Annotated in this window: 12 protein-coding genes; 7 read left to right on the plus strand and 5 right to left on the minus strand. The window is 49.4% G+C overall.

Annotated elements, in window-relative coordinates; all coding sequences use genetic code 11:
* Nucleotides 1–46 precede the first annotated feature (46 nt).
* From GK108_RS27520 to GK108_RS27530, 3 genes are all read right to left on the minus strand, one after another.
* The gene (locus GK108_RS27520) at nucleotides 47–832 is read right to left on the minus strand and encodes an SDR family NAD(P)-dependent oxidoreductase (RefSeq protein WP_163954804.1); all 786 of its coding nucleotides are present in this window, start codon (nucleotides 830–832) and stop codon (nucleotides 47–49) included.
* Nucleotides 833–896: 64 nt separating this feature from the next.
* On the minus strand, nucleotides 897–1,955 hold the full coding sequence (locus GK108_RS27525; RefSeq protein WP_163954805.1) for a sugar phosphate isomerase/epimerase family protein: 1,059 nt from the start codon (nucleotides 1,953–1,955) through the stop codon (nucleotides 897–899).
* 81 nt (nucleotides 1,956–2,036) lie between these two features.
* A complete protein-coding gene (locus GK108_RS27530) occupies nucleotides 2,037–4,586 on the minus strand; it encodes a DUF7133 domain-containing protein (protein ID WP_163954806.1) in 2,550 nt (849 codons plus the stop codon).
* A 235-nt stretch (nucleotides 4,587–4,821) separates the two neighbouring features.
* Between GK108_RS27530 and GK108_RS27535 the strand changes: the two genes are divergently transcribed.
* Nucleotides 4,822–5,577 carry an SDR family NAD(P)-dependent oxidoreductase gene (locus GK108_RS27535; protein WP_163954807.1) on the plus strand — a complete coding sequence of 252 codons (756 nt, stop codon included), beginning with the start codon at nucleotides 4,822–4,824 and terminating at the stop codon, nucleotides 5,575–5,577.
* A gap of 108 nt (nucleotides 5,578–5,685) precedes the next feature.
* Nucleotides 5,686–6,195: an META domain-containing protein gene (locus tag GK108_RS27540; protein ID WP_163954808.1), complete on the plus strand. Its 510-nt coding sequence runs from the start codon at nucleotides 5,686–5,688 to the stop codon at nucleotides 6,193–6,195.
* Nucleotides 6,196–6,300: 105 nt separating this feature from the next.
* Here GK108_RS27540 and GK108_RS27545 read toward each other — a convergent pair whose 3' ends face one another.
* Nucleotides 6,301–7,272, minus strand: coding sequence for a glycoside hydrolase family protein (locus GK108_RS27545; RefSeq protein WP_246225212.1), 972 nt, complete (start codon nucleotides 7,270–7,272; stop codon nucleotides 6,301–6,303).
* 506 nt (nucleotides 7,273–7,778) lie between these two features.
* Here GK108_RS27545 and GK108_RS27550 point away from each other — a divergent pair.
* Nucleotides 7,779–8,684, plus strand: coding sequence for a LysR family transcriptional regulator (locus tag GK108_RS27550; RefSeq protein ID WP_163954809.1), 906 nt, complete (start codon nucleotides 7,779–7,781; stop codon nucleotides 8,682–8,684).
* A 66-nt stretch (nucleotides 8,685–8,750) separates the two neighbouring features.
* Nucleotides 8,751–9,932 (plus strand): threonine synthase, encoded by a 1,182-nt coding sequence (locus GK108_RS27555; RefSeq protein ID WP_163954810.1) that lies wholly within the window; start codon nucleotides 8,751–8,753, stop codon nucleotides 9,930–9,932.
* A 230-nt stretch (nucleotides 9,933–10,162) separates the two neighbouring features.
* Here the strand turns inward: GK108_RS27555 and GK108_RS27560 are convergent, their stop codons facing one another.
* On the minus strand, nucleotides 10,163–10,597 hold the full coding sequence (locus GK108_RS27560; protein ID WP_163954811.1) for a hypothetical protein: 435 nt from the start codon (nucleotides 10,595–10,597) through the stop codon (nucleotides 10,163–10,165).
* 200 nt (nucleotides 10,598–10,797) lie between these two features.
* On the opposite strand from GK108_RS27560, the gene GK108_RS27565 reads away from it, so the two are divergent.
* The 3 genes from GK108_RS27565 (at nucleotide 10,798) to GK108_RS27575 (ending at nucleotide 13,008) form a co-directional block, all read left to right on the plus strand.
* Nucleotides 10,798–11,340: a YfiT family bacillithiol transferase gene (locus tag GK108_RS27565; protein ID WP_163954812.1), complete on the plus strand. Its 543-nt coding sequence runs from the start codon at nucleotides 10,798–10,800 to the stop codon at nucleotides 11,338–11,340.
* 71 nt (nucleotides 11,341–11,411) lie between these two features.
* Complete coding sequence (locus GK108_RS27570; RefSeq protein ID WP_163954813.1) at nucleotides 11,412–11,564, plus strand: FeoB-associated Cys-rich membrane protein; 153 nt, start codon at nucleotides 11,412–11,414, stop codon at nucleotides 11,562–11,564.
* Between the two features lie 55 nt (nucleotides 11,565–11,619).
* Entirely contained in the window at nucleotides 11,620–13,008 is a 1,389-nt protein-coding gene (locus GK108_RS27575; protein ID WP_163954814.1) for a DUF4403 family protein, read from the plus strand.
* Nucleotides 13,009–13,014: the final 6 nt, after the last annotated feature.

The raw sequence follows: 13,014 nt of genomic DNA on the forward strand, positions 1-13,014 counted from the left end.
TAGGGCTCTGCTATCAACGGGTTTTACGGGAGAGGTATTCGACCGATTATTTGGCAGTCCAGCCGCCATCAACAGTTAACATCGAGCCGACCATATAACTTCCGGCATCGCTGGCCAGAAAAATGGCAGCCCCCTGAATCTCCCGCAGATGCCCCCAACGTCCCAGGGCAGTTGCGCCGACCACAAAGTTTTTGGCTTCATCGGTGTGGGCAATGGGTATATTCATTTCCGTTAGAAAAGGCCCTGGACAAATAGCGTTGACATTAATATTGAACGGAGCCATTTCCAGCGCCAGCGCGCGGGTCATCTGTACGACGGCTCCCTTACTGGCCGTGTAGGGCGTCCGGTTCGACAAACCGACCAAACCAAGCGTACTGGCCAGGTTGATGATACTTCCTTTTCCGCGTTGTTTCATATGCGGAATTACGGCCCGACAGCATAACCAGGTACCATTCACATTCACGTCCAGCACTTTAGTAAAATCGTCGGGGGTAATCTCATCAATAGCTCCCCGGATATTGATACCCGCACTATTGATCAGAATATCGATCTGGCCGAACTCGTCCAGCGCAGCCCTAACCATGGCTTCTGTTTCTTCTTGCTGGGTAATATCGGCTTTGAAAGCAATCGCTTTTACACCAAAATCGCGCGTCAGTTCCTGCGCAGCGGCTAGTCCTTCTTCGGCATTCCGATTGACCAGCATAATGGTAGCCCCCGCCGACGCCAGACCAGCGGCCATTGCCAGACCTAACCCCTTCGAACCGCCCGTAATGATGGCAACCCGACCTCTCAGATCAAATTGTTTTATTCCTGGTAGTGTTTCTCTTTGCATCTAATTTCAGTTTTGCCAGCCAACGGTACGTTGCTACGTCGTTAGGCGATCGATCAGTGACCGGCTATTTCATTCCAATTTTATTCTTGCTGTAGGAAAGGCAGGCAACGATGTTCTCGTTTTCTTCCGCCAGTCGTTCTTCTGAAGATAACTGGGCTACCCGTGGTAATGGATTTTTCGCTTTATGCTGCCTGACCATCCGAAGGGTTCGCACCAGATCAGTTGCGGGTACGTCCGCGAAGGTCGACCAGTACTCATTTTTCAGACAGGGTATTTCCAATGGATCGCGGGTAATCATTTCCAGATTGAACGTAACGGACGGGTTGTGTTTTTTACACAACGCTATCATCGCAGGTAAATCCAGAATACCCTGACCCAACGGCACTTCCGACAACAAAAACCCATCGGGATACTCGTCAACCCCCATATCTTTAATGTGGGTCGTGAATACATACGGCGACAAAGTCTGTGCAACCGTCATTGGATCTTCCAGCAGCGATATGCTATTCCCAAAGTCCAACGTAACGCCGATCCATTCGCTATTGATTTGTTTCAGCAGCGTGACCAACTCGTTCGCCCGCCAGTCTTTGTGGTTTTCTACGGCCAGCTTCACCTTATATTGTCGAACAACAGGTTCGGCAAGACGTAGCGAACTCAAGGCATTCTGGGTCAGCTGTTTGAACTCATCTACAGAATGATAGGTCTCATACCGCCGACCCGATGAGCAAACGGCTCGCAACACCTGGGCTCCGGCTTCGCTGGCATTTTTCACTTCCTGTTCAAACCGGGCTACGTCGTCCGCTTTTTTAGGCAAGCCAATCGATCCTTCCAGGTATAATCCCAGCTGTTCGCGTTTGGCACGAACGTTCCTGGCAAAATCGGTCGACCAGCCATTTACAACGGTTTGTATGCCACCTGCCCCTAGTTGCCGACAATGGTCCAGTAAATCAAGGGCATTCGTAAAACCCGGATAATTTTTGCTGGGTGTTTTCGAATTCCAACGACTTGCGTACGAATGCACCACGATTCCCATGCCCGCGTCTTTGTACAGATCAGGAATAGTCGGTAAGGCAAAAACCATTGCCCCCGCAGCCGATTTATGAAGAAACTCTCGTCGATCCATATTAAATAGTTTTCAGTTTATAGTTTTCAGTTTATGGTTTATGGCGTCAGCCACTATAAACCATAAACTGAAAACCATAAACTACTTCACACTGGCCTCAAGCATGTATTTATTCAATTCTTTAGCCGTCCAGGGAACAACGCGCCCCTGCGACGTAACGCGGGTCATACCAACCACCCGTCGGTTGATCGGTCCGGCCTGATTGCCCCATTCGTTACGGATATAAGTCAGGATTGCCGTCAATGATGCATCGTCCATCGTCGAATGCGCAGGCATCACAGGCAGTATATCCGGAACATCGTAGGTTTTTCCGGCCACTTGAACCGGTCCTTCCATACCGTGCAACAAAATCAGGACCAGCCGTTTCTCGTCGCCCGTAACCCAATCCGATCCGATCAACGTCGGTGCAAACCGACTCATGCCAGCCCCATCCGTACCATGACAGCCAGAACACGTATTGAGATACAATTGCCGTCCCTGCGCGAATAACTTCTGGTCGTCTTCGTTCAGTTGTCCTTTTTTTGCCACTGCCTGTTTAGGCACCACATGCCCCGGCCACTCAAACATTGTCAATAACGACGCCAGACGCGAAGGATCTACCTTGTCCGACGATTTGGTTAAAATCGCTGGGGCTGAAGGCAGTCGGATGGGTTTCGTTTTACCAATAGACCCGCTGATTGACATACCCGTCAGCACGGCTTTTTCCTGCCAGCTGAGTGGCTTCCCTTTTGTGTCTAGCGCGGTCAGCAACGCAGCCAGTTCCGTGGGGTTGCGGCTTTTAACGACCGACGTAGTGAGCGTTTCCAGAAAAATTTCTTTCGCCGGATTATGCGTTTGCCATTGGGGCGATTTCATCACGCTTCGCAAAAACGTAAATTCCTGATTTGGCAGGCTACTCATCACCGCATCACGTAGCAACGGGGAATCGCCATGCCGATCAATGATGCCCGCCAGAAGCTGGTGCGATACGGTTGGTTCCAGCGCGCTGGCCGACAAGGCAATCTGTAGAATTTCGTCAATAGAGGCCTGTTGCCAGTTTTTTACCAGCAGGCTGCCGAGTTTATCGCGCACAGACTTATTCGTCTGGGCGATGGGTTCGAGCAGACGTAGCGCCGTTGACCGTAGTAACGGAGCCTGATCCGTCATGAGTGTTAGCAGAAGATCGGCCTGGGTTTGTTTCATCCCCACAAGCGTCCACAGCGCATGAAAACGCCCAAACGTATCCGTTCCTTTTAGCGCCAGTTCGGTCAGTAATGGAATCGCCTGCTTGTCATTGCGTTCCACCAGAAGCCGTTGCGCCATATCGCGATACCAGCCATCGGCATTCGACAACGTAGCGACCAACTCGTTCGTGGTTGCAGCAGACAGTTTCTTACGGGGGGCAGGCGTCCAGTTTTCGGGAACAATCCGCCAGATCCGTCCCCGATTGATCGGCTTTTCCAAATGACGATTCAGCGTCTGCTCTTTTAGATAGGGCGTTACGTAGGCGCTGTGCTGGATTAGCCCTCGGTACATATCGGCCACGTACAAGGCTCCGTCGGGGCCGGTCGTTAACTGCACTGGCCGAAAGCGCTCGTCCGTAGACGCCATAAATTCACGACCCGGATGCGGATCATGGGCCGCCAGTACTAATCCCTTCTCGTCAACGACGTTCCGTTTAATCAGATTTCCGGCGGGTTCACAGACAAATGCATTCCCATAATATTCGGCAGGAAGGGCTTTTCCACGGTATAAAAGCGGTGAACAGGCCGCCGTAAACTCCAGCAGACGTCCCTCTTTATCCAGGGTTCCCGGAATGTAGCCCCGATTTACCGCGGGCGTTGGCCGAATCGGATAGACCCGCCGATCGAGTGTTACGCCATAATCAATACCGGTTGTTGGCTTATGATTTTTATTGCGGGACAAATAATTGGGCGGCACCAGATCAGCGTGTAACTGCGACCAGTTGTAGTTGTAATACAGCCGTCCTTTATCGTCGTGACTAATCCCCCACTGCCCGCGAAACTCCGTTGAATCGCGCTGGAATTTTGCACCATCCCAATGGTACCGAAATTTGGATTTGGCGTTATAATACCAATTATCCATACTCCGCCACAGGCCATTGGGCGCATGTTCGGGAAGGCCGTTCTTGGCGTAGTCGGCGTCGATCAGTGTTTTTGAATCGGCTTTGAGATCGCCGTTGGTATCTTTTGTTAGCCATAAGGCCCCGTTTTCGGCCAGCAGGGCTCCCCCCGGAACAAGGGCAATAGCCCGTGGCATAATCAGGCTATCGATATACACCGTACTTACGTCCATCTGCCCATCGCCGTTGGTATCCTCCAGCACCGACACTCGGCCAACGGGTTTATTTTCGCCCTCGCCCTCTACGTTAGGCATAAAGCCTCGCATCTCCACCACCCAAAGCCGCCCATCCTCATCGAACGTCATCACAACGGGATCTTCCACCATCGGTTCCGAAGCCACCAGTTGTATTTTGAGACCAGAATTGATCTGAAAGGTGGCTAATTCCTCAGCGGGTGTTCGGGCTGGCGATGGCCCATCATCCGGCAAACCGCCAAATTTTGACGTAAAGCTTACCAGCGCAACCAGACAGATACTTATACTAAACAGATAATATGCAGACTTCCCCATGAAATACAAGCGGCTCTACGGGTTTGGAACGTATTACGTATCCTACCAGAATCTTTGTAGCTATAAAGTCAATCGGACAGCGCAAATACTTCAACTGTTTCTATAAATTTTACTAGTTCTCGGCCTAAATAAGCCAATCCTCCCTTTCAAGGCCTGCTAGTTTATAGGGAGGTGTACGAGTAAATAACCGGCACTGGCCCTTTTACAGCCTAACAGAGATTTTTGATTAACGCCCATGTTCGACCGATTTGACAGTCAATTTGCCATTGTTACGGGTGCTGCCGATGGAATAGGAAAAGGTATTGCCAGCCGTCTTGCTGCTGAAGGAGCCACCGTTGCGCTCTTCGATAGAAATAACGATCAACTGGAACGTACCGTGCAGGAGTTTGTAGCGCTGGGCTATCGGGCAGTGGGTTTTACCGTCGATATTGCGCAGGAGAAGGACGTAGCAAACGCGTTTCAGAACGTACTGGCCCGGTTTGGCCAACTGGATATTATGATTAATTCGGCGGGTATTCTCGGGCCCACCAACACTCGGATAACAGACTATTCTGTCGACGATTATGACAAGGTTTACAGTGTTAACCTGCGCGGAGCTTTCTTAATGACCCAGTATGCGATTCGGGTCATGGAGCCTAAAAACTACGGTCGTATTCTGCATATGGCTTCCATTGCGGGCAAAGATGGTAATCCATTTATGGCGGGCTACTCGTCTACGAAAGCGGGGCTGATTGGGCTGGTCAAAGGCATTGGTAAGGAATATGCCGAAACGGGCATTACGGTCAATGCTATAGCCCCGGCGGTGATCAGGACCGCTATGAATGCAAATACGGCTCCCGAGCAGCTCGCCTATATGACCGCTAAAATTCCCATGCAGCGCCTGGGAACGGTGGAAGAAGTGGCATCGCTGGCCAGCTGGATTGTCTCCAAAGAAGCTAGTTTTAACACCGGATGTGTCTTTGATTTATCCGGCGGACGGGCAACGTACTGATTAATCGGATACAAAATCGGTCGAATCTCAATCCTATTCCAACCCTTCACGGGGATACTGCCTCTATAGAACTGTAAGAACATAGTAATTCATTAAACCGAAACAACTATGAACAGGCTAACAGTAATGCGGCAATTTTTGCTATCGACAGTTGTTGGACTAGCGCTGATGGGCTGTACCCAAAACCAGGTCGATCCGGCTGATCAGGCTCCGTCGGCGACTATTCAGGCTATGCGGGCTAGTTTTGGTTCACTGGAAGGAAATTGGCTATTAAGCAATTACAAACATTCGCCACTACCAGCCAGTCAGCAGAACCGGGCCACGTTAGTATTAACGAAACAGGCTGATGATGCCCTGCAACTGGGTGGCCGGAGTTTCATTAATCACTACGGTGGCTCATTCTCGCTGGATGAAACAAAAGGTCTGCTTGTTTCGACCGACCCGCTGATTTCAACAAAAATGGGTGGGTCAACCGAAGATATGCAAGCCGAAACCACGTACTACAACCTACTCACGAAGGTCACGTACTTTGAACTACCCAGCGACGGGCAACTTGAGTTGTACACTGGTCCCAAAGAGGATCGAGACACGGAGGTTTTATATTTTACGAAAAAGTAATTTCCAAGTACATACTACGTCCGGATAGATAGAACGATCTGATTATCCGGACGTTCTGTTTTTAGAAAGTTTGTCCGAACTGATACTGTAGGCCTAACGATTTTTCTATTTGGCCAGGAACACGTTCACCTCCGGGTGCATGGTATACAGCCGAAACCGCTTTCCGTCGTTGACCACGATCCCGCTCGACTTATTACCAGTAAGAATCGGATTTTTGCTGTATTTCTCCCAGTGAATCAGATCTTTCGACACCGCTACGTTCATAGACCATTCGTGCCAGTCGGCAAATGCCGAGGCATGGTAATAGGCATAGAAAAGCCCTTTGTAACGGATCACCTGATTCATCGCTACGGCGTATCGGTCATACTCGTCCGGCCCTCTGTCCAGCACAGGATCATCCTGAACGTTTGTCCAGATTTTGAGATCGGTAGACGTAGCCAGCCAGACGGCCTGATCTTTTCGCTCATAGAACAAATACCAGGTTTCGCCTTCCTTGATAACCGCTGGCGTTCCATAGGGTCCTTTACTGATTGGCTGCCCATTGGTCAAACGAATGTCGAGTTCCCCCTGCTCCTGCCAATGAACGCGGTCGGTCGAAGTTAACAGATGAGCGATATCGTCTTTTCCTTCGGCAAACATATAATACGTATCCCCCGATTTAACGACCGACATATCTTCTACCCAGCCCTGATTATAAATCGGATTCGCTTTACTACGTGTCCAGGTTAATCCATCGCCAGACGTAGCATATCCCAGGTATTTTGTCTGTTCTCCGGTAGTCTGGTAGCCTGTGTACCAAAGATGATACGTATTCCCTTCCCGCAGAATAAACCCTCGTTCCCGAATTTTCTGGTCCCACGTATTGTCTCCCGTTCCTTTGAAGACTGGATTCTTTGCGTATGGTTTGAACGTAACCAGCTCAGTGGAAAACGGCAGGGTATTCTGTCCCACACTCGGGGCCTGCCAGGGTATCCAGCTGATTACTAACGAACACAGGCCAATCAGCGCACCATAAAAAACAGGACGACAGAATCGATGTTGAACCCACTCTGAGCGTTTCGGGAATTGAGGAAGCATAGTGTAGTAATAGCACGTTTGTACATGGATGGCAATTTACTCGTTTGCACGTTACGTCGGCAATCAGCGTGTATCTACCTGATACGTAACAGCATAAAAAAACCCAACCGATTTGTTTTCAGCTGGGCTCTTGATAGCGAGTACGGTGTTCTTCGTCGTGGAGAAGCGGAAGCCGCGATGAAAAAACATACGCATTAACAAGTCAATTAGATTCCTAAATCAAAAAGTAATTCTTTCGCGAAAGAATTACTTTACAGTTTTATTGTACTATTTATCACCAAAAAACAATCACCGATACACTTTAAATAGCTATGACACCAAATAAGCATACCGTTTACTTATCAACGAATAAACCAGGCTGATATTTTTCCTGACAACTGGATTGGTTCTATCAATTGTCAGCGATTCGCCAAAATTATCCTCCTCTAATACGTAATTAGCCGTTTTCGGAATTCGTTCAATTACCGATCCGGCTTCTTTCGTTTAGTTGTCAACTCGTTTTTTATATGCTCTCCATTCAACACGAAATCTTTCTGGAAGTAGCTCGTCTGCTCAGTTTTACCAAAGCCAGTCAGATTCTTTTTTTGAGTCAGTCAGCCATCAGCAAGCATATAAAAGCGCTGGAAGCTTTTTACAAAACAGCTTTGTTCGAGCGGCACGGCAACACGATCAGTTTAACGCAGGCCGGCCAGCTACTCTACCAGAAAGGCCTGGAAGCAGCCCAGTTAAAAACCGATCTGCATCAACAACTCCAGCTACTCAACGATACGTTTCTACCGCATACCCGATTGGCCGTTGGCTCCAGCACCACCATCAGTCTATATGTGCTCCCGCCCGTCCTGTCAGCTTATTTGCGAAAGCATCCGAACGTTCAGATTCAGGTTTTAAACCGCAATTCGAGTAATATCCAGAAAGCCCTGCTGGACCACGACATCGACGTGGGTATTATTGAGAGCCTTACCCAGCTTAACACGCTGACGTATACACCCTTTATCACGGATCAGGTGCTGGCCGTATGCTCGCGGAACAGCCCATTTCACCAACGAGCGCTTCACGCACAAGATCTGCCTTCCATTCCACTAGCTTTACGCGAACACGGTTCAGGGACACTGGCAGCCGTTGAAGACGCCTTACAAAAGCAGGGTGTTCGCCCTGCCGATTTACAGGTACTGATCAGGCTGGGTGGCACTGAAGCCCTGAAAAATTTTGTGCTGGCCGATACGTGTCTGGCCTTTCTGCCCAGACGGGCCATTTTGAAAGAGCTTGCCACTGGCGAACTGGTCGACGTACCGATTCAGGGACTAACCATCGACCGGACCTTTCAGTTTATTCAGCGAAAAGGAACGGAAAACAATCCGCTGGTGAACGCCTTTATTCGTTTCACCCGTCGCTATTATGCAGGAATGGAATAGGTCATTCCAAAACGTCGTTTGCCTCATTTATTTCAGACAGTCAACTTGCCAAAAAGTTTACCTGTTATGGAAACAATGATTGCTTCATCACTACTAGATCATCTTCAGTGTTCGCAGTGCGGCCAGTACCACGACGCTTTCCGTCGGCAAACGGTTTCGGATTGTTGCCAGATGCCGTTACTTGCTCAGTATCAGCTTGATCAGGGATTCAGTAAGCATCAGCTCAGTAGCCGCGAAAAATCCCTTTGGCGTTACGCGGATGTATTGCCAGTTGTCGATCCCATGAATCAGGTCAGCCTGGGTGAAGGTTTTACGCCTATTTTACCCCTACCCCGACTCGCCAGCACTTATTCACTACAGCGACTGACGCTGAAAGATGAAGGGCTTAACCCGACCGGATCGTTTAAGGCGCGCGGCATGAGTGTGGCCATTTCGAAAGCCAAAGAAAATGGCGAAAAAGCCTGTATTGTCCCAACAGCGGGTAATGCGGGCGTAGCAATGGCCGCTTACTGCGCCAGAGCCGGCCTTGAAGCTATCGTCGTAATGCCCCGTCATACGCCGGATGCCTTTAAAGAGGAGTGTCTGGTCTACGGGGCCACGCTGATTTTGGTCGACGGCCTGATCAATGATTGTGCCGCCAAGGTACGTGAACTTAACAGCCATGACGACTACTTCGACGTTTCGACCTTAAAAGAGCCGTATCGTCTGGAAGGGAAAAAGACAATGGGCTACGAAATAGCCGAGCAGTTAAACTGGACACTTCCCGACGTAATCCTGTATCCAACCGGCGGAGGAACTGGCCTGATTGGCATCTGGAAAGCGTTTCAGGAAATGCGGTCGCTAGGCTGGATAGCCCCCGACCAGCCCCTACCCAAACTGGTAGCTGTTCAGGCTGAGCAATGCTGCCCCATTGTGAAAACGTACTACGGCGAACAAACTAACAGCAAACACTACGTTGGTCAGCCGACGCTGGCCAATGGTCTGGCCGTTCCCCGACCCATCGGAGAGCCACTGATTCTTGATACGTTACGGGCTTCTCAGGGAACAGCCATTGCCATTTCTGAAGCGGATATGTTGGAAGGAGTTCGTGAATTGGGACGGCATGAGGGCCTGTTTGTTGCGCCCGAAGGTGGAGCACTTTGGGCGGCCGCCAGGCAATTGCTTCACCAGGGCTGGCTACGTCCCGAACAGCATATTCTACTTCTCAACACCGGCTCCGGGCAAAAGTATATGGAGAATTTGAGGTAGTTTGTGGTTTTTAGTCTATGGTTTATCGTTTTCAGTATGGGAAGCGGTTCCAAAGTTGACCAGAAGCGGATTTTGTCCCAGACAGCATCTTGCTGTCGAAGCCGTAGGCTAAGTTGTCATTACCCAATTAGCCACTAGCGTGGCTTCGACAGCAAGATGCTGTCTGGGACAAAATCCGCACTCAATACAACTAGACGATAAACCATAGACTAAAAACCACAAACCATAAACTATTTCAAATAATACGCCTTGAGCAGTTGCATGGCTTCCTGCCCATTGTCTGCGCAGGGCTGACAGAACGTACCAACGCCGTTGACTGGGCCTTCGTATTTCCAGGCGTAGTATTTTATGTACTTACCCGCCTTATCCGCAATTTTCAGCTCCTGCCGACGAGGGACGATGTATAACTCATATTGATTGGGAAAGCGAACTTTGAAGCATTGTTCCCCGTTCAATACGTCTTTTCCAACATAGGAAACCGTTATCTGCTGCCATTTTTCGCCGAAGGTATACGTAACATCGGACCGTTTGTTTCCGCGCACCCAGAACGAAAACTCTTCATAGTCTTTTGTGCCGGGCCTGCCCGTCGAATAATTGGCCACTTTCTGACAAAACCCCGACAAACTCAACAATAAAACATACAAAATACAACTGATTAACTTCATGAGTAGGCCATCTGATTGTTAGCATTACGTGTCAACATCCGTAACTACCCCCAATGAACTTTTGATTAGATAAACTTTCCACCGGTATTGGCTGGTGAGAAACTGTACTGTTTCGTTTTTAATCGAACTGTATTTGTCTTTCTAATGCTGAATTATAGATTTTTGCGTGTACATAATTTTTCACCGATTCGATTCTCATCATGCAGCCCGAAGACATATATAAACTCCGTTATCCCATCGGCGATTTCGCCTATGGCAGCGTTTTTACACCCGAACAAACGCAGGAACATATTCTGGCTATTGAAACCCTGCCTAAGAAGTTGACTGATCTGGTGGGGAAATGGGCCGATGATCGGCTGGATACCCCCTACCGCCCGGAAGGCTGGACCGTCCGTCAGGTTGTTCACCATATAGCCGATAGCCATATCAATGCTTATGTCCGGGTTAAAAAGGCACTCACGGAAGAGAATCCTACCATATCGCCGTACGAAGAGGGTGACTGGGCGAACCAGGCCGATTATACGTTAACGATTGCCCCGTCACTGGTGATTCTGAGCAATCTGCATCTGCGCTGGGTTACGATTCTGAAAACCCTGACGACCGATCAACTCCAGCGCACCTATTATCATCCGGGTAGCCAACGTATTTTCCCGGTTTCGGAGGTAATTGGGTTATATGCCTGGCATGGCGAACACCATTACCAGCATATCTATCAGCTAGCCCTTCGGAACGGTTGGCTGTAAAATGATGTTCTTTTTGAAAGCTCAGTATTATTTAAAGACGTCAGCAGTTCGTTGCCAGTATCTGAATAGCCATGCAGGAACTCCTTATTTTTCTGATTTTCGCCCTGGCCGTAGCGTACATGAGTTACCGGGCCTACACCAGTTTTTCAACTAAAAAAGACGGTTGCGGCAAGGGATGTGGCTGCGCAACTGATCCCAAATCGATCAGCAATAGATACCGTTAAGTGAATATACGTTCACTCCGTTAACATTTTTCAAATCCGATAGTTTGTTGTTGCAGTGAATGCTCAACGACTCATCGGATTTTTCTTTATAGTAGCAGCCCTTATTACGGCCGCCAGTTGTAACCGTGTCCGGCCGAAACCGCCCGTAGCCAAGGAGTTTGAACCGGCCATTGAAGACCCTATTTCCTACGTAGCAGGTCAGATCACATTCAACATTAAAGACTTAGAACACAAGATCAACAAATCACTGGGAGTAGTACTGGTGCCGGAAGAGACATTCGAAGGGAAGAAAGGCGAAGCCTGGCACCTTCGCGTAGAACGTACTGGCCCTGTTCGGATACGGTATGCCAATCGCCAGGTATCGTTTTCGGCTCCACTTCAGGTCTGGTACACTAATCCCATTGGCTTGAAAAAAGTGCGCAAGCGAAAACCTTTGTGTTCGCTGTCGGTAAACTTTGTCAGTCCGCTCGGCATATCGTCTAACTGGCGGCTGACGACCCGCTCTCGTTTTGAGAATTACCAGTGGATCGATACGCCAACCGTACAATTGCTGGGCATAAAGATTGGGGTCCGAAAATTGGCCGAAAGCATTCTCGACAAGCGGAAAGCAGAGATTGAAGCCGCCATCGATAAAGTGGTTCACAGCGAGCTTCGACTTGATAAGTACGTCAGTAAGGTCTGGCGGGATATGCAGAAACCGCTACGTATAACCCGGAAACCGGAAGAAATCTGGATTGTTCCGAAACCGTTCAGCATTGCTGCAGCTCCTGTGTATGGGAATAAAAAACAAATTACAGTTCCGCTCCAGATCGCCTTTCGGGTAGAAACCCGGATAGGCCCCGCTCCTGAGATTACGGAGCTGGAACGTTTACCCAAGCTTTTGAAGCGGGCTAAAACGCCCGAATCCTCGCGGCTACAGGTGCGGGCCTTCATTCCTTTCGACGATGCGAACAGGGTATTAGCGCAGGCGCTGGATAACGAGAAGCTTAAGCTGGCCGGCGGAAAAATCAAGATTAAACAGGTGAACGTATATGGCGAAGGGCGTTCGATTATCCTGAAGACCGAAGTAGGCGGAGCCGTAAACGGTACCCTCTATTTTCATGGGCAGCCCGTTTACGATACGTTAACCAATACGTTAAGAGTTCAATATCTTGATTTTGACGTTGACACAAAAGAGCGTCTGTTTGCCACAGCCGACTGGCTCCTGCACGATCATTTACGCGACACCCTCGAATCGGTCATGGTAGTTCCGCTACGTCATCAGATTTCCGAAATTCCGGGCAAGATTGAAACAGCCTTCGCGCGAGGGAAAGCCGGTCAGAAAACCAATCTTGACATTGATGCCTTCCGACTGGTTCCGCAGAAGGTGGTGGTTCGTCCAGAAGGGGTACAGGTTCTGATCAAAGTCGATTCGAAAGTGGCCGTTAACGTCCGAAAGCTCTGATACGTA

Source organism: Spirosoma terrae (genome assembly GCF_010435915.1).
Taxonomy (GTDB): Bacteria; Bacteroidota; Bacteroidia; order Cytophagales; family Spirosomataceae; genus Spirosoma; species Spirosoma terrae.

Coding starts and splice junctions, on each gene's coding strand:
- GK108_RS27550 (WP_163954809.1), top strand. CDS start 7,779: ATGCTCTCCATTCAACACGAAATCTTTCTGGAAGTAGCTCGTCTGCTC.
- GK108_RS27535 (WP_163954807.1), top strand. CDS start 4,822: ATGTTCGACCGATTTGACAGTCAATTTGCCATTGTTACGGGTGCTGCC.
- GK108_RS27525 (WP_163954805.1), bottom strand. CDS start 1,955: ATGGATCGACGAGAGTTTCTTCATAAATCGGCTGCGGGGGCAATGGTT.
- GK108_RS27545 (WP_246225212.1), bottom strand. CDS start 7,272: ATGCTTCCTCAATTCCCGAAACGCTCAGAGTGGGTTCAACATCGATTC.
- GK108_RS27540 (WP_163954808.1), top strand. CDS start 5,686: ATGAACAGGCTAACAGTAATGCGGCAATTTTTGCTATCGACAGTTGTT.
- GK108_RS27530 (WP_163954806.1), bottom strand. CDS start 4,586: ATGGGGAAGTCTGCATATTATCTGTTTAGTATAAGTATCTGTCTGGTT.
- GK108_RS27570 (WP_163954813.1), top strand. CDS start 11,412: ATGCAGGAACTCCTTATTTTTCTGATTTTCGCCCTGGCCGTAGCGTAC.
- GK108_RS27520 (WP_163954804.1), bottom strand. CDS start 832: ATGCAAAGAGAAACACTACCAGGAATAAAACAATTTGATCTGAGAGGT.
- GK108_RS27555 (WP_163954810.1), top strand. CDS start 8,751: ATGGAAACAATGATTGCTTCATCACTACTAGATCATCTTCAGTGTTCG.
- GK108_RS27565 (WP_163954812.1), top strand. CDS start 10,798: ATGCAGCCCGAAGACATATATAAACTCCGTTATCCCATCGGCGATTTC.
- GK108_RS27560 (WP_163954811.1), bottom strand. CDS start 10,597: ATGAAGTTAATCAGTTGTATTTTGTATGTTTTATTGTTGAGTTTGTCG.